Annotated in this window: 17 protein-coding genes and 1 other RNA gene; 7 read left to right on the forward strand and 11 right to left on the reverse strand. The window is 70.6% G+C overall.

From position 1 onward, the window contains the following. Positions 1–166: 166 nt before the first annotated feature. On the reverse strand, positions 167–1,636 hold the full coding sequence (locus C8D81_RS17855; protein WP_133626517.1) for a hypothetical protein: 1,470 nt from the start codon (positions 1,634–1,636) through the stop codon (positions 167–169). A 23-nt stretch (positions 1,637–1,659) separates the two neighbouring features. Continuing rightward, the gene (locus C8D81_RS17860) at positions 1,660–4,650 is read right to left on the reverse strand and encodes a bifunctional [glutamine synthetase] adenylyltransferase/[glutamine synthetase]-adenylyl-L-tyrosine phosphorylase (protein WP_133626518.1); all 2,991 of its coding nucleotides are present in this window, start codon (positions 4,648–4,650) and stop codon (positions 1,660–1,662) included. 98 nt (positions 4,651–4,748) lie between these two features. On the opposite strand from C8D81_RS17860, the gene C8D81_RS21700 reads away from it, so the two are divergent. Continuing rightward, on the forward strand, positions 4,749–5,549 hold the full coding sequence (locus C8D81_RS21700) for a sterol carrier family protein (protein ID WP_133626519.1): 801 nt from the start codon (positions 4,749–4,751) through the stop codon (positions 5,547–5,549). Positions 5,550–5,563: 14 nt separating this feature from the next. Here C8D81_RS21700 and glnA read toward each other — a convergent pair whose 3' ends face one another. Continuing rightward, positions 5,564–6,910, reverse strand: coding sequence for a type I glutamate--ammonia ligase (glnA, locus tag C8D81_RS17870; protein ID WP_094356425.1), 1,347 nt, complete (start codon positions 6,908–6,910; stop codon positions 5,564–5,566). Positions 6,911–7,066: 156 nt separating this feature from the next. On the opposite strand from glnA, the gene C8D81_RS17875 reads away from it, so the two are divergent. Continuing rightward, complete coding sequence (locus C8D81_RS17875; protein ID WP_133626520.1) at positions 7,067–7,831, forward strand: DUF2510 domain-containing protein; 765 nt, start codon at positions 7,067–7,069, stop codon at positions 7,829–7,831. A gap of 79 nt (positions 7,832–7,910) precedes the next feature. Here the strand turns inward: C8D81_RS17875 and C8D81_RS21360 are convergent, their stop codons facing one another. Then, entirely contained in the window at positions 7,911–8,102 is a 192-nt protein-coding gene (locus tag C8D81_RS21360) for a hypothetical protein (protein WP_208109379.1), read from the reverse strand. 69 nt (positions 8,103–8,171) lie between these two features. Here C8D81_RS21360 and map point away from each other — a divergent pair, with 69 nt between their 5' ends. Next, positions 8,172–9,020, forward strand: coding sequence for a type I methionyl aminopeptidase (map, locus tag C8D81_RS17880; RefSeq protein ID WP_208109380.1), 849 nt, complete (start codon positions 8,172–8,174; stop codon positions 9,018–9,020). Between the two features lie 5 nt (positions 9,021–9,025). Here the strand turns inward: map and rnpB are convergent. Next, positions 9,026–9,373: RNase P RNA component class A (rnpB, locus tag C8D81_RS17885), an RNA gene on the reverse strand. 49 nt (positions 9,374–9,422) lie between these two features. Then, on the reverse strand, positions 9,423–9,863 hold the full coding sequence (locus C8D81_RS17890; protein ID WP_133626522.1) for a DoxX family protein: 441 nt from the start codon (positions 9,861–9,863) through the stop codon (positions 9,423–9,425). Between the two features lie 88 nt (positions 9,864–9,951). Between C8D81_RS17890 and C8D81_RS17895 the strand changes: the two genes are divergently transcribed. Next, positions 9,952–10,530, forward strand: a complete 579-nt coding sequence (locus C8D81_RS17895; RefSeq protein WP_094428185.1) for a TetR/AcrR family transcriptional regulator — start codon at positions 9,952–9,954, stop codon at positions 10,528–10,530. Here the strand turns inward: C8D81_RS17895 and C8D81_RS17900 are convergent. The 4 genes from C8D81_RS17900 to C8D81_RS17915 form a co-directional block, all read right to left on the reverse strand. After that, complete coding sequence (locus C8D81_RS17900) at positions 10,518–11,972, reverse strand: RNB domain-containing ribonuclease (protein WP_133626523.1); 1,455 nt, start codon at positions 11,970–11,972, stop codon at positions 10,518–10,520. The genes C8D81_RS17895 and C8D81_RS17900 overlap by 13 nt on opposite strands. Positions 11,973–12,024: 52 nt before the next feature. Beyond that, positions 12,025–12,720, reverse strand: a complete 696-nt coding sequence (locus C8D81_RS17905) for a zinc ribbon domain-containing protein (RefSeq protein ID WP_094429888.1) — start codon at positions 12,718–12,720, stop codon at positions 12,025–12,027. Between the two features lie 117 nt (positions 12,721–12,837). Beyond that, the gene (locus C8D81_RS17910) at positions 12,838–13,422 is read right to left on the reverse strand and encodes a histidine phosphatase family protein (protein ID WP_133626524.1); all 585 of its coding nucleotides are present in this window, start codon (positions 13,420–13,422) and stop codon (positions 12,838–12,840) included. Beyond that, entirely contained in the window at positions 13,415–14,281 is an 867-nt protein-coding gene (locus tag C8D81_RS17915; protein ID WP_133626525.1) for an acyltransferase domain-containing protein, read from the reverse strand. Before C8D81_RS17915 ends, C8D81_RS17910 begins: the two co-directional genes overlap by 8 nt. Before the next feature lie 19 nt (positions 14,282–14,300). Here C8D81_RS17915 and C8D81_RS17920 point away from each other — a divergent pair, with 19 nt between their 5' ends. From C8D81_RS17920 to C8D81_RS17930, 3 genes are all read left to right on the forward strand, one after another. Then, on the forward strand, positions 14,301–15,794 hold the full coding sequence (locus tag C8D81_RS17920; protein ID WP_133626526.1) for an aminopeptidase P family protein: 1,494 nt from the start codon (positions 14,301–14,303) through the stop codon (positions 15,792–15,794). A gap of 72 nt (positions 15,795–15,866) precedes the next feature. Then, on the forward strand, positions 15,867–16,979 hold the full coding sequence (corA, locus tag C8D81_RS17925) for a magnesium/cobalt transporter CorA (RefSeq protein ID WP_094356416.1): 1,113 nt from the start codon (positions 15,867–15,869) through the stop codon (positions 16,977–16,979). A 10-nt stretch (positions 16,980–16,989) separates the two neighbouring features. After that, on the forward strand, positions 16,990–17,979 hold the full coding sequence (locus C8D81_RS17930; protein ID WP_094403356.1) for an aromatic ring-hydroxylating oxygenase subunit alpha: 990 nt from the start codon (positions 16,990–16,992) through the stop codon (positions 17,977–17,979). Here the strand turns inward: C8D81_RS17930 and C8D81_RS17935 are convergent. Continuing rightward, on the reverse strand, positions 17,958–18,791 hold the full coding sequence (locus tag C8D81_RS17935; RefSeq protein WP_166646880.1) for a 2-deoxy-5-keto-D-gluconate 6-phosphate aldolase domain-containing protein: 834 nt from the start codon (positions 18,789–18,791) through the stop codon (positions 17,958–17,960). The genes C8D81_RS17930 and C8D81_RS17935 overlap by 22 nt on opposite strands. Positions 18,792–18,794: the final 3 nt, after the last annotated feature.

The following is an 18,794-nucleotide window of genomic DNA, read 5'->3' on the forward strand; positions in this document are numbered from 1 at the left end:
GGCCCTGACTAGGAGTTACACCGGTGTCGTTCCGCACCGGGCGGCGCTCTGCGGGCCATCAGGGGAATCCCCGACCATCCCCTAAGTAACCTGAACCTCAACCGGAACTTGAACCTCCAGCACCCCTTATGTCCCAACAAGCTCACCAGTCACAGGGGCATCGGGTTCAACCGCGTACCGCGCCCCAGCCCAGCACCAGCGCCAGTCCCAGCGCGCTGCGCGGGTCATAGGCCCCGCGCCACAGTCCCCCGTGCACCGCCTTCTCGGCCTCGTGCTGCCAGGGCGCCGCGGTGACCGGCAGCGCGGAGCCGCCGGTGTTCAGATCGTGCACCAGGAGCGCGGCCATCAGCGTGTTCGAGGTGGCCGGGTCGAAGACCTCGATTCCGAAATGGTGCGCACCGGCGTACGCCGCGGCGAGCGCCCGGTTGCGGGTCACCGAGCGGGTCTTGGTCGGCGGCGCGACCCGCAGCGACACCTCCACCCCGTCGCGGCGGGCCACCGCGGCCCGCCAGCGGTGCAGCCGTTTCGCCAGGATGTAGTTGGGGCCCTGCTGCGGGATCATCGCGTCCGCGATGCCCGGGCTGGTACCCGGGCGATGGTTCCGCTTCAGCAACCTGCCACCACTGACCCCCTTGATCAGCGGGCGGAACGCGCGCAGGCCGCGATGGTCGTACGCCTCGGCGGACGCCTCGACCACCTCGGGCGGTACCGCGAAGACATCGGTCGGGGTCGCCAGCCAGGCCAGTGCCACATCGTCGCGGGCCCCGGTCAACCGGGTGGCGAGCAGGTCGGTGGCCGCGGACAGCCGCAGGTTCACCGCCCCGTCGGCGTACACGTAATTGCCGAGCACCAGCGGCCCGTCCAGCCCGCCCAGCCAGTCGGCGACCGCGGGCAGATCCTGCAGCAGGTCGGCACCGGGGCCGTCCTGCTGCTCGGGCAGCATCAGCACCCCGGCCGAGGAGCGCGCCAGCTTCTCCAGCCGCTGCCACAACTCCGGGCGCGGCAGGTCCACCGCCACCACCTCGGCACCCCAGGACAGCAGCGCGCGCAGCGGTCCCATCTCGGCCGAGGCACCCAGGACCACCACCCGCCGTCCGCGCAGCGCCAGCCACTCCGGGTGGGCGGCGACCTCGCGGACCGCGTCGGCCGCCGACGGTTCGAGGATCCCGGACCGCTCCCAGGCGGCCAGCCGCTCCAGCAGCTTGTCCCCGGTCAGCCGGCGGCCGGCGTGCGGCAGACTGAACTCCTCGGCCGGCGCCTGGGTGCCGTGCACGGTGCGGGTGTGCAGCGGCCGGGCCGCGGGCCGCTCCAGCGCCTCGGCCAGCGGCGCCTCGCCGGAGTCGGTGGTGATCCGCAGCCGGTCCCGGACGGCGGTCAGACCCGCCTCGGCGATCGCCAGTTCATCCCGGGTACGCCCCAGCCCGGCCTCCACCAACCGGCGGGCGTGCACCGGATAGCCGTTGCGCCAGTCGACCTCCCGCAGCGCCGCCGCGGCACCCACCGGATCGACCGGATCCAGGGCCGCCGCCGTCACCTCCCGGCCGAGCCGGCTGGAGGAGCGTCGCCCCTCGGCGTCGGCGGGGATCACCACCCCGCTGTCCTCGGTGGCGGCGCCGGGTCCGGGGGTCTTCTTCATGGCTCGCGAGCCTAGTGGGAGCCCTACTCGCCCCAGAACACCCGGTCGACCACCGAGCGGGCATGCCGGGCGACGCGCATCCAGTCGGCCACCAGGTGCGAGGCCTCCCCCGCCTCGTAACCCATCAGCTCGGCCACCGCGGCCAGCTCCCGGGAGTCATTGGGCAGCGAGTCGGAGGCCTTGGCGCGGACCAGCATGATCCGGTCCCGGATCCGGCTGGCCATCGTCCAGGCCTCGGCCAGGGTGTCGGCGTCCTCGGCCGCCAGCAGCCCGAGCTCGCGGGCCGCACCCAACGCGGTCAGGGTCCGGGTGGTGCGCAGCTCCGGATGGGCGGCGGCGTGCTGGAGCTGCAGCACCTGCACGGTCCACTCGACATCGGACAGGCCACCGGGGCCGAGCTTCAGGTGCCGCTTCGGATCGGCGCCGCGCGGCAGCCGCTCCCCCTCCATCCGGGCCTTCAGCCGGCGGATCTCGGACAGCTGCTCCCGGCTCAGCCCGCCCTCGGGCCAGCGCAGCGGGTCCACCAGGGTGAGCAACTCGTCGGCCAGGTCGTCGCTGCCCGCGCCCCGGTCGGCCCGCACCAGGGCCTGCGATTCCCAGGTCGAGGACCAGCGCCCGTAGTAGCCGGCGTACGACTTCAACGAACGCACCATCGGCCCGCCCTTGCCCTCGGGGCGCAGGTCGACATCCAGTTCCAGCTTGGGTTCGGGGCCCGGGCGGGCGAGCAGTGCACGGAGGTCGGTGACGATCTCGGCGGCGGTCTTCCGGGCCTCCTCCGAATCGTCGGACACCACGAACATCGCATCCGCATCGGAGGAGTAGGACAGCTCGTGGCCACCCCACCGGCCCATCGCGATCACCGACATGGTCAGCTCCGGCCGGTTCCGGCCGGCGATCCGCAGCGCCGCGGAGATGGTGGCCGAGGCCAGATCGCTGAGCCCCTGCCCGACCTCGGCCAGCTCGGTCACCCCGAGCACATCGCCGACCCCGATCCGGAAGAGTTCGCGGCGGCGTACGCCCCGGACGGCGTCGATGGCCTCCTTCGGGTCGGTGCGCCGGCCGGCGACCAGCCGCATCTCCCGCTCCAGCACCGGCAGCGGCCGCGGGGTCAGCTCGGCCTCGTCGGCCAGCATCTGCAGGATCTCCGGGTTGCGGGTCAGCAGATCGACCAGGTAGCGGCTGGAGGACAGGATCCGCGCCAGCCGTTCGGCCATCGCACCCTCGTCGCGCAGCCCGCGCAGGTACCAGGGGGTGGCGCCGAGGGCCTCGGACACCTGCCGGAAGGCGAGCAGCCCGTGATCGGGGTTGGGGCCCTCGGCGAACCAACCGAGCATCGCCGGCAGCAGCTGCCGTTGGATCTCGGCCTGCCGGCTCATCCCGCGGCTGAGTGCCTGGATGTGCCCCAGCGCGGAGCGCGGATCGGCATACCCGAGCGCGGCGAGCCGGTCCCGGGCCGCGTCGGTGGTGAGCCGCACCTCGCCGGAGGGGATCTTGGCGACCGCCTCCAGCAGCGGGGAGTAGAACAGCCGCCGATGCAGGGTCAGCACCCGCCGGGACCGCCGCCGCCAGCCCTCGGTGACCTGGTCGGGGGCCAGCCCGATCGGTCGGCCGATGCGGCGCAGATCGTCCTCGGCGGTCGGCAGCAGATGGGTCCGGCGCAACCGGAAGAGCTGGCTGCGGTGCTCCAGATAGCGGATGAAGCGGTACGCCTCGGCCATCTCGGCACCATCGGAGCGGCCGACGTAGCCGTGATCCACCAGCGCCCGCAGCCCGGCCAGGGTGGAGCGGGTGCGCAGCCGTTCGTCGGTGCGGCCGTGCACCAGTTGCAGCAGCTGCACGGTGAACTCCACATCGCGCAGCCCGCCCTGGCCGAGTTTGAGTTCGCGGTCGGTCTGGCTCTTGGGGATGTTGGCGATCACCCGGCGACGCATCGCCTGGGTCTCGGCGACGAAATTGTCGGCCTCGGCGACCCGCCACACCTTCGGCTGCACCATCTCCACGAACTCGCCGGCCAGCTCCAGATCCCCGGCCATCGGCCGCGCCTTGAGCATCGCCTGGAACTCCCAGTTCTTCGCCCATTTCGCGTAGTACTGGGTGTGGCTGGCGAGGGTACGCACCAGCGGCCCGGCCTTGCCCTCGGGGCGCAGCGCCGCGTCCACCTGCCAGATGGTGCCGGCCGAGGTGTGCGCCGAGCAGATCCGGGTGAGCGCCGAGGCGAGCCGGGTGGCCACCTCGATCGCCCGGTCGCCGGACAGCTCCTCCCCCGCCCCCTCCTCGGTCCCGGCAGCGGGGACGGCGGCAGGTTCGGCGACGTAGAGCACGTCCACATCGGAGACGTAGTTGAGTTCCTGGGCACCGGTCTTGCCGAGCGCGACGATGCCGAGCCGGACCCGCTCCGCGTCCGGGCCGACCTGCTGGCGGGCCAGCGCCAGCGCCGCCTCGATGGTGGCATCGGCCAGATCCGCGAGTTCGGCGGCGACGTCCTCCATCGCCTCGTAACCGTCGGCGGCGAGTAGGTCGCGGGCGGTGATCCGCAGCAGTTCGGCCCGGTACGCCAGCCGCAGCGGGTCACCGGGGTCGGCGCACTCGGGATCCGGGTCGGCGGCGACCGGGGCGGCGGCCTCCGGGTCGGCGCCGACCGCGCGCAGCAGCGCCGCACGCAGGTCGGCGGCGCTGCGGCGTACCGCCCGGGGACGCAGCACCTCCAGCTGGTCGGGGTGGGCGACCAGATGCTGCTGCAGCGCGGCGCTGGCCGCCAGCACCGCGGTCACCTGCTGGGCCCAGGCGCGTTCCGCGGCGAGCTCGGCGAGCACACCGGGGCGGGCCCGCTGCAGCTTGTCCAGACCCTCCACGGCCAGATCCGGATCGGCCGAGACCGCCGCCAGATCGACCAGCAGATCCTGATCGGCGGTCGCCAATCCCCACTGCGGCAACCGCTCGGCGGCCGCGGCGGCATCGTGGAAACCGCGGCGGGCCAACACTCCGGTCAGCGAACTGACTCTCACCCACGGCATGCTACTGGGCGCCGACGCGGCGGCGGGGTGGCGTCCGTGACGCTCGAAGTTCGCCCGTTCGCAACCGAGTGGCAACATGGCCTGACTACGTTGAGGGGGTGGCAGTCATCGCACGAGCGCAGCACCAGCGCCGGACTGTCGCCGGCATGGTCGAACAGGCCGGATATCTCGCGGACTTCCTGTCCCTGATCCGGCCGGACGACCTGGGCCGGCCGACGGTACGCCCGGGCTGGGACGTCGGTGTCCTGGTGGCCTATCCGGTGGTGATGCAGGCGGCGGCGCTGAGCGCCCTGGACCGGCCCACCACGGCCCGACCGGCGGGGTTGAACGACTACTTCACCGGGTTGCGCCCGTGGTTGCGCCGGCAGCAGGATCTGGCGGTCGAGTTGGCCCAGCACGGTACGGCGGAGAGCCTGGCCACCCGCTTCCGGCAGGATGCCACCGAACTGGCGGCCCGACTGGGTGACGACCTGGCACCGGCCGCGGTGCAGACCGACCAGCATCCGATGCGCACCCTGGATCTGGTGCGGCTGCTCTGCGTGCAACTGGTCACCCACTGCGACGACCTGGTCGAATCACTGCCGGACCGGGGGCCGCTGCGCTGGTCGCGGGCCTGCCGCGCCGAGGCCGTGCGTACCCTCGCCGATGTGATCGCGACCCGCCACCCGGGCCAGTCGGTGGAGCTGCGTATCCCACCGTTCGCCGCCGTGCAGTGCGGCACCGGGGAGGACGATCCGAAGCACACCCGCGGCACCCCGCCCAATGTCGTCGAGTGCGATCCGCTCACCCTGGTCCGGCTCTGCGTGGGCCGGATCGAGTTCGCCGAGGCGGTGCGCACCGGCAGGGTGCGGGCCTCGGGCAGCCGCTCCGATCTGTCGGACTGGCTGCCGCTGTTCTGAGCGGTGCCGTCGGGTCAGAGCAGGGGCAGGTACCGCGACAGCTCCATCGGGGTGACCTGGGCGCGGTACTCGTTGAACTCGGCGCGCTTGTTGCGCAGGAAGAACTCGTGCACGTGCTCGCCCAGGGTGTCGATGGCGAGCTCGGAGTTCTCCATCGCCCGGATCGCCTCGTCCAGGTTCCGCGGCAGCGGCCGGATGCCGAGCGCCTGGCGCTCCCGTTCGGTCAGCGACCAGACGTCGTCCTCGGCCTCCTCCGGCAGTTCGTATTCACCCTCGACCCCGGCCAGTCCGGCGTTGATGATCAGCGCGTACGCCAGGTAGGGATTGCAGGCCGGGTCGATGGAGCGCAGCTCGAAGCGTGCCGAGGAACCCTTGTTGGGCTTGTAGAGCGGCACCCGGATCAGCGCGGAACGGTTGTTGCGGCCCCAGCAGACGTAGCTGGGCGCCTCACCGCCCATGAACGCCAGCCGCTTGTAGGAGTTCACCCACTGGTTGGTGACCGCGGTGATCTCCTCGGAGTGCCGCAGCACGCCGGCGATGAAGTGCTCGGCGGTCTTGGAGAGCCGGTAGTCCTCACCGGCGTCGTAGAAGGCGTTGGTGTCACCGGTGAACAGCGACATGTGGGTGTGCATCCCCGAACCGGCGTAGTCGCTGAACGGCTTGGGCATGAAGGAGGCCCGGATGCCGGCCTGCTCGGCGACCTCCTTGACCACCACCCGGAAGGTCATGATGTTGTCGGCCATCGACAGCGCATCGGCGTAGCGCAGATCGATCTCCTGCTGCCCGGGCGCGGTCTCGTGGTGGGAGAACTCCACCGAGATGCCCATCTGCTCCAGCGTGGTGATCGCCTGCCGGCGGAAATCGCTGCCGGTGCTGGAGACCACATGGTCGAAGTAGCCGGAGCTGTCCACCGGGATCGGCTCGCCGTTGGGCGTGGTTCCCTTCTCCAGCAGGAAGAACTCGATCTCGGGATGGGTGTAGACGGTGAACCCGAGGTCGGCGGCCTTCTGCAGCGACCGCTTGAGCACATAGCGCGGGTCGGCGTAGGAGGGCGAGCCGTCGGGCAGGGTGATGTCGCAGAACATCCGCGCCGTGCCACCGCCCGCGTCGTGACTGCGCCAGGGCAGCACCTGGAAGGTGGCCGGATCGGGGTGGGCGACCATGTCGGACTCGTAGATCCGCGCGAACCCCTCGATCGCCGATCCGTCGAAGCCGATGCCCTCCTCGAAGGCACCCTCCAGCTCGGCCGGCGCGATCGCCACCGATTTCAGAAAACCGAGGACGTCAGTGAACCAGAGCCGGATGAAGCGGATGTCCCGCTCCTCGATGGCCCGCAACACATACTCGGTCTGCTTGTCCATGGGACCAAGTCTGCCTGCTGATGTGTTTCAACCGCGTTACAGGTCACGACCTGATGCCGACCGGGCCGAATTGCTGCCCCCGCGCGGGTCTGCGGCCTACGATCTCAGATGACGGCGGCTGAGCGAGCGAGCCGAAGCCCCGGAGAGGAGCGTGCCATGGCGGCACCCGGCTGGTACCCGGACCCGGCGGGCAATTCCGGCCTGCAGCGGCTCTGGGACGGTGAGGGCTGGACCACCCAGGTCCGCCCGGTGGGTACGCCGCGGCCGCGTCGCGGGCGGTTGCTGGTCGGTGCCGCAGCGGTCGTGGTGCTCACGGTGGCCGGGGTGTCCGGCATCGTGCTGAGCCGAGAGGCCCCGTTCACCGAGGCCGCCGGGGGTGGCGCGCCGAAGGCGCAGCCGGTCGGGTTGATCGAAGCGCCGGCGTACTGCACCGGTGGCGAACCCACCCATCGGGCCACCTACCCGGAGAACGGCTGGCTGCACGGCGGCGGGCTGACCACCCGGACTCCCGGTGCGTGGCGCCCCGGCGAGGTGTCGCGGGTGCCGTTCGCCAGCGATGTCGTGGTCGGCGAGACCACCGAGGCCACCATCGTGGTGGCCGCGCTGCGCCTCGACGATGTCTTCGAATCGCCCGAGGAGGCGGTACCGGCGGTGGAGACCTGCCTGCGGGCCCGGAATCCGCTGACCAGCGGGATGCTCACCCCGGCCGGCAAGGCCTATCCGACCCAGGTGGCGGGAGCGCGGGCGGCCCAGCGTCGAGACTACGAGCTCACCGGCAGTACGCCCGGGCGGGTCAGCATCATCGTCGTCGATGCCGGGCAGCCGGAATCGCTGGGCCTGCTGGTCACCGTCGCGACCGGCGCCCCGGACGGCGCCCAGGCCGCCGCCGTGGCGATCGATCAACTCCGCGCCGGTCAGTGACGCTCATCGAGTAGCAGTCCCGGCGCAGCGAAGCGGAGCCGGGACTGCGTGTCGAGATGAGCCGCCGTGGGCCCCCGCCTCACTCGTCCTTGTCGTTCCACTTCGGGTCGTCATCCCAGGCCTCATTGCGCTCCTGGACCGTCTCCAGCGCGTTCTGTGCGGCCTCCTTGGTCGGGTACGGACCAAGGCGATCCTCGGCCCGGCCGCCGTCGCCGTGTTCGACCTGACGGGTCTTGAGGTTGTAGTACCAGAGGTCTTCGCGCTCGCTCATCCTGCTCCTTCTCATCGGCCCTGTTCGCCGACCGCTGGCCGGCTGGTGGAACGGCATATCATCGCTGCCGTGACCGTAGTGCAACAGTATCCGGTGAGCCCCGTCCGCCCCGTCCCGGCGCGCATTCCGCGTCCGCCGTATGTCGGCAAGGACCGGCCGGAGCCCTACACCGGGCCGAACGTGCAGTCGGCGGAGGTCATCGAGAAGATGCGGGTGGCCGGGAAGCTGGCGGCACAGGCACTGGCCGAGACCGGCAGGCATGTCGCCCCTGGGGTGACCACCGACGAGCTGGACGCGATCGCGCACGAGTTCATCTGCGATCACGGCGCCTATCCCTCGACGGTCGGCTACCGCGGTTTCCCGAAGGCGATCTGCACCTCGATCAACGAGGTGATCTGCCACGGGATCCCCGACCAGCGGCCCCTCGAGGACGGCGATCTGGTCAAGATCGACCTCACCGCCCACCTCGACGGCGTGCACGGCGACAACTGCGCCACTTTCTTCTGTGGTGAGGTTTCCGAGGAATCGAGACTGCTCTCGGAGCGCACCCACGAGGCGATGATGCGCGGCATCCGCGCGGCCAGGCCGGGCCGCCAGGTGAACGTGATCGGCCGGGTGATCGAGGCGTACGCCAAGCGCTTCGGCTATGGCGTGGTGCGTGACTACACCGGGCACGGGGTGCACACCGCATTCCATTCCGGGCTGGTGATCCCGCACTACGACGCGCCACAGTTCGACGATGTGATCGAGGTCGGGATGACTTTCACCATCGAGCCGATGATCACCCTGGGCGGCATCGACTGGGAGATGTGGGACGACGGCTGGACCGTGCTCACCACCGACCGCTCCCGGGTCGCCCAGTGGGAGCACACCGTGGTGATCAACCCCGACGGTGCGGAGATCCTCACCCTGCCCTGAGCTGGAGGACGAGGCAGCCGGTAAGCCGGATTCTGTCGAGGGCGATCATCCATCTGCGACCGTTGTCACCAACGGCCTGGTGCGACCTACCCGGCAGCTCGGGCGAGCAACCCTCGAACGCTGCCTGTCTGGTCTTGCTCCGGGTGGGGTTTACCAGGCCACCCCGGTCACCCGGGGTGCCGGTGGTCTCTTACACCGCCTTTTCACCCTTACCCCGGCGCGAACGCCGGGGCGGTCTGTTTTCTGTGGCACTGGCCCGCGGGTCACCCCGGGTGGGCGTTACCCACCACCCTGCTCTGTGGAGTCCGGACTTTCCTCGACACCATCGGTGCCGCGATCGCCTGGCTGCCTCGTCTCCGCACGATTCTAGGGCGGCCCCGACCGCGCGACCAATCCACACTGTCAACCGACGACGACCACGAGACAGGCGGCCAGGAAGACCACCTGGGTCAGCGTCCGCGCCCACAGCGGCATCGAGACCATCGGGCTCTGCCCGAACTTCGTCTGGGCGCGCCAGTTCGCCGGGAACATCACCACCAGCAGCAGCGCCAGGCAGCCCGCAGCGAGACCGCGGGTGAGCGGGACCAGCAGGCCGACCGCACCGGCGAGTTCGAGAATGCCGGTGATGGTCACCAACAGCTCCGGCCGCGGAAGCACCGGCGGGACCATCATCACCATTCCCCGGCGCTTGGCCGGAGTGAAGTGGGCGGACCCGGTGACCAGGAACATGGCCGCCAGCCCGAGGGCCACGGCCGCGCTCCAGCCGTCCAGCGGCGCGTACCAGAGCCAGCCGACCAACCGGGCGAGACCGGTCGTCACGAGCAGGATGAGCAACGGCGCCATGATCGGACTCCCCGAATCTAGACATTGACTAGATTGAGTGTCGGCGACCGAACTTGCCAGTGTCAAGTTTCCGATCTAGGTTGCCGCCATGACGCCATCGGGAACGAGCTATCACCATGGCAATCTGCGGGCCGAGCTGCTGGACCACGCCGCAGCCATGGTTGCCGAGGTGGGCCCGGATCGGGTGACGCTGCGCCGACTGGCCACCGCTGCCGGGGTGTCCCATGCCGCTCCGGCGCACCACTTCGGCGACCGGCGCGGGCTGTTCACCGCCCTGGCCGCTCAGGGCTTCGAGCGGTTGGCGGACGCACTCGGCGAGAGTGTGCAGGATTTTGCGGGGCAGGCGGTTCGCTACGTCCGGTTCGCCCTCGATCACCCCGGTCACTATCCGGTGATGTTCGACGCCGCCCTGGTGCACACCGACGATCCCGCGCTGGTCGCCGCCATGGCAGCAGCCCGGGCACGGCTCGACTCAGGCGCCGCCCAGGTCGCCGACGAGCAGCGGATCGACACCGTGCGGCTCGTCGGATTCTCCGTGGTGCATGGTTTTGCGACGCTCTGGCTGAACGGGGCACTCGATCCGCGGTACACCGCCGAGGACCCCGAGACCTGGGTGCGGCGGATGACCGCAGCACTCTTCACCCCCGCCGGGACTCAGGCGGACTGAGGAGCCTGCCCCGGGCCCACCTCGAAGCGGACCTCACCCTTGGCCACGTCCGCCTTGACCAGGGTCGCGGTGACCTGCTCACCCAGCGGCAGCTTCTTCCCCGTCACGTTCGCCTCGACGGCGGGGTCGGCGACGACCAGGCGGCCCTTGGACCCGTCCTCGTCGATGCTGACCACGGTGCCGGTGAACTGTTCCCCGACCCGGGTCGAGAGCACCAGCGCCTCGGTCAGGTCGACGATGCCGCGTTCGTACTGCTTGGCCCGCCGGTCCGAGGCGGCCATCGTCTCGGGCAACCCGTCGAGTTCGCTGGTCACCCACTCCGGTACCGGCTCCCCCGCGCTGATCGCGACACAGATCTCCCCGGTGTAGCGGTCGATCAGCCGGCGCAGCGGCGCGGTGCAGTGGGCGTACTCGATCGCCAGCGCGGCGTGCTGCGCCTGCTCAGGCACCGTGCCGTTGAAGGCCGCGTAACCGGCCCCGCGGAACAGTGTCGTGCAGGCGTACATCATCGCCGCATCCCTGCTCCTGCTGGGATCCAGGCTGCGCACGAACTCCGGATAGTCCATCTCGGCCGGCCAGTCGATGCCGAGCGCACGGGCGGTGGTGCGGAGCTTGCGCAGCGAGCCCTCATCGGCCGGCGGCAGGGTGCGGACGATGCCGATCTTGGCGGCCAGCATCAGCTGCGCGGCCGCCATCCCGGTGAGCAGCGAGATCTGTGCGTTCCAGCCCTCCACCGGCAGCGTGGAGCGGAACGCCAGCACCCAGGAGCCGTCGTCGGCGACGTGCACCTCCTGTTCGGGAATGTTCAGGCTGACCCCGCCGCGTTCGCGCTCCACCTGTTCGCGCAACAGCCCGACCTCCTTGAGCAGCTGCAACGATTCCCCGGCGGTGCCGTCGTCGAGCTGGGCCTGCACCTGCTCGTAGGTCAGCCGGGCCCGGCTGCGGACCAGCGCCCGCTGCACACTCGGTTCGGTGCACTGGCCGCGCTCGTCGACCGGCAACCGCCACAGCTGCGCCGGGCGCACCTGGTCCTCCAGCAGACTGGCGGCATCCTCCGACAGCTCCGGCGGATGCAGCGCGGTGCGCTGGTGCGGGGCATAGAAGGTCTGCCCGCGGCGGTGCGCCTCCGCATCGATCGGGCCGCCGGGCTCGACGAAGGCGGCGACGTCCGCGATCGCATACCAGACCAGGTAACCGCTGCCGTCGCGCTCGATGAACAGCGCCTGATCCAGATCCATCGAACCGGGCGGGTCGATGGTGACGAACTCCAGATCGGTCCGATCGGTCTGCGGCAGCCGCGGCGCGGCGGCGGCCCGCTCGGCCGCGGCGGTCACCTCCGGTGGGAAACCGTCGGGGACGCCCAGCTCGGTCCGGAGTCGCTCCAGTCCCTCGGCCAGTTCCGGCGGCACGGTCTGGAGAATCGGCGCAGGACGGATGGGCATCGTTGCTCTCCTTCGTCAGGCTCGGTGTTCGGGGCGGAGTACCGGGGCGAAACTACAGGCCCGAGTTCGCGGTGCGCACCAGGATCCGGCCGCACTCCTCGCAGCGCAGCACCTCATCGGCGGGTGCGGCGGCGTACGCCCGCAGGTCGGCGGCGTTCAGGTCGAGCCGGCATCCGCTGCAGCGGCCGTGCACCAGTTCAGCCGCGCCGACCCCGCCCTTGCTGGCGCGGGTCTTCTCGTACGCCGCCAGCAGGGCCTCGGGGATCTTGGCGGCGATGGTCGCCCGCTCGGTACCGGCGTGTTCGATCTTGGTGTCCAGTTCGCCGACCTGACCGTCCCGGGTCCGCATCAGCGCCCGGATCTCATCCTCCAGGGTGCCGCGCCGCTGCTGCAGCTCGCCGAACCGGCTGGTCGCCTGCTCGAGTTCCTCCATCACCTCGAGCTCGGCGTCCTCCAGATCCGAGATCCGCCGGGTGAGGTGCTCGACCTCGTCGATCAGGCCGCGCAGCGCCTTCGGGTCGGTGATCGCACCGGAGTCGATCCGCTCCTGGTCGCGGACCTTGCGGGCCCGGACCGGCTCCAGGTCGGCCTCGGCCTTCGCCTGGTCGCGCTGCAGGTCGCTGACCCGGGTCTCGGCCTCGGTGTAGTCGCCGAGCAGCTGCTTGCGGTCGGCCAGCATCCCGGCGATCTGCTGATGTTCGGGCAGGGCGCCGCGCTGGTGCTGCAACTGCGCGATCTCGGTGTCCACACCCTGCAGGGTGAGCAGTTGCTGCTGGGCTGCTGGTTCGGCTTTGATGTCGGCTCCCCTGTGGACTGGAACATAGGACTCGTGCCCCGCGATCCTAGCGCGCGGGAACCGGGGCGTTCAGCGTTCGGTGGTCAGGTTCCAGCGCCGGATCGCCGGCGATTCCTTCTCCCAGCCGAGCACCGAGATCGAGGCGGTCTCCAGCGGGAAGCTCGCCCCGTGTTCGATGCCCAGGCCCAGCCAGGCCAGCGTCAACACCCGCAGTGAGTGCCCGTGGCCGAAGCAGATGGCGCGGTCGACTCCGCTGCGGCGTACCCGGTCGACGACCCGACCCAGCCGCTGCAGCATCTCCTCGGCCGTCTCCCCGCCGGGGACCGCACCGGTCCAGATCCGCCAGTCCGGCACCTGCTCGCGGATCTGCGCCGAGGTGAGCCCCTCGTAGTCGCCGTAGTCCCACTCGGCCAGGTCCTCGGTGACCTCGTAGCGCCCGCCGAAACCGGCCAGGTCGGCGGTGTGCCGGGCCCGCAGCCGCGGGCTGCTCAGCACCAGGCCGAAGTCGCGGCCGCGCAGCAGCGGTTCCAGCGCGCTCGCCTGCATGGCGCCGACCGCGGTCAGATCCAGATCGGTGCGCCCGGTGTGCCGGCCCGACTGGCTCCACTCGGTCTGCCCGTGCCGGACCAGATAGAGCTCGGTTTGGTCAGCCATGTGCAGAGAGTATCCCGGTCCGGACCTGCCAGTGCTGCCCCGCGGCCAACCGGTCGGCGACCAACCGTTCCAGGCTGGTACGCCGCGGCAGCGCGGCCGGATCGGTGGTTCCCCGGCGCCGGTAGGTGAAGAAGATCGCGTCGGCGTCCCCGGGGCTGGTGCCCTGCTCGGTCAGCGCGAACCGCTCGGCGAAGCTCGCGATGTTGCTGCCCGGCAGTCCGGCGCCCAGTTCCGGGTCGAGCAGCCAGCTGGTGCAGCGGTAGCGCACCGGCAGCCGGTCCGGGAAGTGGCGGGCGAAGAACTCCTCGGCGAGGGCGAGCGATTCGTCGACCGCGGCCGGGGTCAGCGAACCGGTCTGCGGGATGTGGATGGACGCCTCCCACCCGCCGCCGTCGAGTGCGGCCAGTTCGTACTGCAACCGGCCCAGCCAGAACAGTCGACCGGCCCAGGCGATCCGCAACCAGCGATGGGTGTGCAACCCGAACTCCCCGAAGGTCTGCCGGTGCACCCAGACCTGCTGACCCAGATCGGACAGCGAACGCCAACCCAGCTCGTCGGGGATCTCGCGTTCCCGCAGCCGCTGCACCACATCGTCGGCGGTGGCGATCATCGCCAGCATCGGCAGCAGCCCGGCGCCCAGCGGGTGGTCGGCGTCGTCGTCGGTGTAGAGCTCGGCGCCGGGGTCGTCCAGGTGCGCCACCAGGCCGGCGGCGAGCTCGTTCAGCCGGGCCACCGCGGCGGGGTCAGCGCCGATGGCCGGGATCCGGGTCAGCAGATCGAAGAGGTCGTCGTCGTGGAATCCGAGCAGCGGCAGGCGGGGGTCGAGGTGCTCCTCGCGGAGACGGAGGCGTACGTCCACCCGGCCTATGATGCCCAATATGAGTGAGCAGCAGCCGAAACAGCCCGCCCGCGGAGTGCCGTTCTCCGAGGCGTTCAAGGAGTTCATCCCGACCGGATGGGCGCCCTACGCCACCGAACTGCCCGAGCCGCTGGCCACCGCCGCGTGGACCCCGGCGCGCCGGAACAAGGTCAGCGAGCAGTTCCCCGGTGACCGGCTGGTGATCCCCGCCGGTGGGCTCAAGGTGCGCTCCAACGACACCGACTACCGCTACCGCCCACACTCGGCGTTCGCACACCTGAGCGGGTTGGGCAGCGACCGGGAACCGGACGCGGTGCTGGTGCTGGAGCCGACCGACGACGGCCACGAGGCGACCCTGTATTTCAAGCCGCGGGCACCGCGGGAGGCCGAGGAGTTCTACGCCGACGCCCGCTATGGCGAGATGTGGGTCGGCCAGCGCGAGTCGCTGGCCGAGATGGAAGCGCTCACCGGGGTGTCGGTCGCCGATATCGCCGATCTGGAGGACGCGCTGGCGAAGAACCTCGGCAGCACCCGGGTGCGGATCGTCCGGGACGCCGATCCGGGGCTCACCGAACGGCTGGATTCGCTGCGCAGCAAGGAGACCGAGGCCGCGGTGACCGAGGCCGAGGAGGCCGACCAGCAGCTGGCGACCGCACTCAGCGAGCTGCGGTTGGTCAAGGACGAGTTCGAGGTGGAGCAGCTGCGGCAGGCCTGCGCCGAGTCGGCCAAGGCGTTCGAGGCGGTCGTCCGGGATCTGCCCGAGGCGGTCCGTCGGGGCCGCGGTGAGCGCTGGGTGGAGGGCGTCTTCGGGCTGCACGCCCGGCACGCCGGCAATGCCGTCGGTTACGACACCATCGCCGCCGCCGGCAACCATGCCTGCACCCTGCACTGGATCCGCAACGACGGCGACATCCGAGGCGACGAGCTGCTGCTGATGGACGCCGGGGTGGAGCTGGACACCCTCTACACCGCCGACATCACCCGGACCCTGCCGGTCGGTGGCCGGTTCACCGACGCCCAGCGCGAGGTCTACGAGGCGGTGCTGGAGGCCCAGCAGGCCGGGATCGAGGCCGCTCGGGCGGGTGCGAAGTTCCTGGACGTGCACAATGCGGCGATCGCGGTGATCGCGAAACACCTGCACCAGTGGGGAATCCTGCCGGTCGAGGTCGCCGGGACCCTCGACCCGGAGACCGGCGGCCAGCACCGCCGCTGGATGGTGCACGGCACCTCGCACCATCTGGGCATCGACGTGCACGACTGCGCCCAGGCTCGCCGGGAGATGTACCGCGAGGGTACGCTGCTCCCCGGCATGGTGATCACCGTCGAACCGGGTATCTACTTCCGCGAGAACGATCTGCTGGTACCCGAGCGGTTCCGCGGGATCGGCGTACGGATCGAGGATGACATCCTGATCACCGAGGACGGCAACGAGAATCTGTCGGCGATGCTGCCGCGCAGCGCGGCCGAGGTGGAGTCGTGGATGGCTCCACTGCTCGACGCCGACCGGGGCTGAGGGACAGCCGAGGGGTCGATCACCGGGCCACCGTCGTGAAGGAGCATCGAGTGCAGTCCGAAGGAGGTCACCATGGCAGACCAAGGCCCGCGCCGGCCGGCGACTCAGCCGACGCGTCCCCGCTACCCCTCCCCGCTCCGCGGACTGAGCAGACCGAAACCCCGGATGCTGCAACCGGAGGGTTCGGCACCGCCGAGCTCGGTGGTGGCCTGGGCGCACTACGTGGACGGGGTGCGGGACGACTGCACCGAGCTGGAGGTGGCCACCGAGCGCGCCCTGCGTGGTGAGGGGTTCGTCTGGCTGGGGTTGAAGGATCCCTCCGATGAGGACATGTCCGGCTTCGCCAAGCAGTTCAACCTGCACCCGCTGGCGATCGAGGACGCGGTCGAGGGCCACACCCGCTCCAAGCTGGAGCAGTTCGGCGACACCCTGTTCGCGGTGATCTCGACGGTCGCCTATGTCGATCACACCGAGCTCACCGATTCCTCCGAGATCGTCTCCACCGGCCAGGTGATGATCTTCGTCGGCAGCAACTTCGTGATGACGGTACGCCGCGGTGAGCATGCCCAGCTGCGGACGCTGCGATCCCGGCTGGAGGCCGATCCGGGGCGGCTGATGCGCGGCCCGGCCGAGGTGCTCTATTCGGTGATGGACAAGATCATCGACGACTACATGGGGGTGGTCGCGGAGTTCGAGAAGGACATCGACGAGATCGAGGGGCTGGTGTTCTCCCGGCAGGGGGCGCACGAGATCAACCGGGTCTACAACCTCAAACGCGAGCTGATCGAGTTCAAGCGCTCGGTGGTGCCGCTCGGCGCCCCGCTGCAGGCGCTGGCATCGCGGCCGATCGTCACCATCCCCGAGGACGCCCGGGCGTACTTCCGCGAACTGAGCGACCATCATCTGGAAGCCCGGGAAGCGGTGCAGTCCTTCGACGAGGTGCTGTCCACGATCCTGTCGGCGGCGCTGGCGCGGGCCAGCGTCGAGGACAACCAGGACATGCGCAAGATCTCTGCCTGGGTTGCGATCGTGGCGGTTCCGACGATGATCGCCGGCATCTATGGGATGAACTTCGAGAACATGCCGGAGCTGAGTTGGAAGTATGGCTACTTCCTGGTCCTCGGGTTGATCGCGATCGTGATGCTCTCCCTCTACTTCGGCTTCCGCCGCAACCGCTGGCTCTAGGAGGCCGAACATGTTCGAGGGGTTCGCCCGCCAGTGGACGCCGGTGCTGCCGCTGCGCCGGATCGGCTCCCGGCCGCAGCGAGTGGCGGTGGCGGGTGAACAGCTCGTCGTCTGGCGGGTCGCTGCGCACCGGGTCGGGGTGCTGCTGGATCGCTGTCCGCACCGCAGCGTCTCCCTGGCGCTGGGCAGTCGGACCACCGACGGTGACATCCAGTGCGCCTTCCACGGTTGGCGTTTCGACGCTTCGGGCAGCTGCACGCGGATCCCGTTCAACCCGGATCTGACGGCCGGTCACGGCCGGGACCGGCGCGGTGCGACGGCGCTGCCGCACCGCGAACTGGGTGGGCTGCTGTGGGTGTTCACCGGGTTCGATCCGGACACCGAACCGCAGCTGCCCGAGACCCTGCTGGACGAGTCGCTGATCCGCTTCACCCATACCGAGACCTGGGATGCGCACTGGACCCGGGCGATGGAGAACATGCTCGACTATCCCCATCTGCCCTATGTGCACCGCAACACCATCGGCCGGTTCGTGCGGGCCAAGCAGACGCCGGATTCCCAACTGCACCAGGAGATCCGGGACACCGGTTTCGGTTACGACCTGGTCCCCTGGCTGGACGAGAACGACCCCGGGGCGACGCTGAAGTGGTACGCCCCGAACTCGATGGTGCTGGACACCCTGCCGGCGCCGCGGATGATGCGGATCCAGGTCTACTGCATCCCGGCCGAGACCGACCGGGTCCGGATGCTGCTGATCACCACCCGCAACTTCGCCCGCAATCCCGCCGCCTCGCTGGCGTTCAACCGGTTCAACACCCTGGTGCTGCACCAGGACCGGGCGGTGGTGGAGTCCTCGGATCCGGTCGTGGTGCCGCGCGGCGCGGTGGAGACCTCGGTCCCGACCGACCGGGCCACGTTACGGTTCCGCAGCTGGTTCAACCGGGAGCTGCGCGACAGCGTGGTGGCCGATCCGCGGGCTCAGCGGCCCGCGGAACGATAGGAGCGGACGCAGGCCGCGAATCGTTCGGTGATCTCGGCCAGGCCCGTCGACCGGGTGGTGGCGTCGCGGTGCAGTTCCTGCAGCGCATGCCACCAGACCGCCTGGCCCACCGCGAAACCGGAGAACCCTTCGCCGGCGGCCTGCGCGATCCGCTCCTCCAGCACGGCGATGCCGCGGCCGGTGCCGGTGACCAGCAGGCACTCCGCGCCCTGCTCGTCGGCGATCTCCCGCAGCATCCGGTACGCCGCAGCGCCCGCCTGCGGGGGCACGGCCCAGAAGTCCACCTCAACAGCCCCACCCAGGGCGCGCATCGCGGCCGCCGTCGATTCCGCCAGCTCCGGGTCGTCGGTGTCGGCGCCGGCGACCCGCAGTTCCACCAGCACGTTGGCGTCGGCGGCATGGGCGGCCCGGCAGGTCTCGGCGAGTCGCCGCCGCATCGTCTCCGGGGCCGCACGATCGCCGGAATCGTGACGGAGCAACACTTTCACGTGGTCGGGCCGGTAGCGCCGCAGCAGGTCCGGGAGCTCCTCCGGGCCGGGGTCGTCATCCCCGGCCGCGTCGAGCGCGATCGGCAACGCGAGCTGGAGCCGGTGGGCCCGTGCGCGCTCACCGATTCCCGGTTCCAGCCGATGGTCGATGACCAGACCGGTCCCCCGCCGACCACCGGCGGCCGGCACCAACCCGTCGAGCACCAACCGGATGGCCTCGGTGACGAACGGTTGCTCCCCCGCCTGCGGCGGCCCATCGTGACCGAACAGTTGCCGGATCAGCCACCGACGGTCGTCGACGGCGAGCAGCAGCAGATCGGCCACGGA

Source organism: Enemella evansiae, assembly GCF_004362375.1.
GTDB classification, from domain to species: Bacteria; Actinomycetota; Actinomycetes; order Propionibacteriales; family Propionibacteriaceae; genus Enemella; species Enemella evansiae.

What these genes read in the sequence shown, in the direction of transcription:
- C8D81_RS17890 (WP_133626522.1), bottom strand. Translation starts at nt 9,863, where the DNA reads ATGGCGCCGTTGCTCATCCTGCTCGTGACGACCGGTCTCGCCCGGTTG.
- C8D81_RS17920 (WP_133626526.1), top strand. Translation starts at nt 14,301, where the DNA reads ATGAGTGAGCAGCAGCCGAAACAGCCCGCCCGCGGAGTGCCGTTCTCC.
- C8D81_RS17860 (WP_133626518.1), bottom strand. Translation starts at nt 4,650, where the DNA reads ATGCCGTGGGTGAGAGTCAGTTCGCTGACCGGAGTGTTGGCCCGCCGC.
- corA (WP_094356416.1), top strand. Translation starts at nt 15,867, where the DNA reads ATGGCAGACCAAGGCCCGCGCCGGCCGGCGACTCAGCCGACGCGTCCC.
- C8D81_RS17875 (WP_133626520.1), top strand. Translation starts at nt 7,067, where the DNA reads ATGGCGGCACCCGGCTGGTACCCGGACCCGGCGGGCAATTCCGGCCTG.
- C8D81_RS21360 (WP_208109379.1), bottom strand. Translation starts at nt 8,102, where the DNA reads ATGAGCGAGCGCGAAGACCTCTGGTACTACAACCTCAAGACCCGTCAG.
- glnA (WP_094356425.1), bottom strand. Translation starts at nt 6,910, where the DNA reads ATGGACAAGCAGACCGAGTATGTGTTGCGGGCCATCGAGGAGCGGGAC.
- C8D81_RS17930 (WP_094403356.1), top strand. Translation starts at nt 16,990, where the DNA reads ATGTTCGAGGGGTTCGCCCGCCAGTGGACGCCGGTGCTGCCGCTGCGC.
- C8D81_RS17855 (WP_133626517.1), bottom strand. Translation starts at nt 1,636, where the DNA reads ATGAAGAAGACCCCCGGACCCGGCGCCGCCACCGAGGACAGCGGGGTG.
- C8D81_RS17910 (WP_133626524.1), bottom strand. Translation starts at nt 13,422, where the DNA reads ATGGCTGACCAAACCGAGCTCTATCTGGTCCGGCACGGGCAGACCGAG.
- C8D81_RS17895 (WP_094428185.1), top strand. Translation starts at nt 9,952, where the DNA reads ATGACGCCATCGGGAACGAGCTATCACCATGGCAATCTGCGGGCCGAG.
- C8D81_RS17900 (WP_133626523.1), bottom strand. Translation starts at nt 11,972, where the DNA reads ATGCCCATCCGTCCTGCGCCGATTCTCCAGACCGTGCCGCCGGAACTG.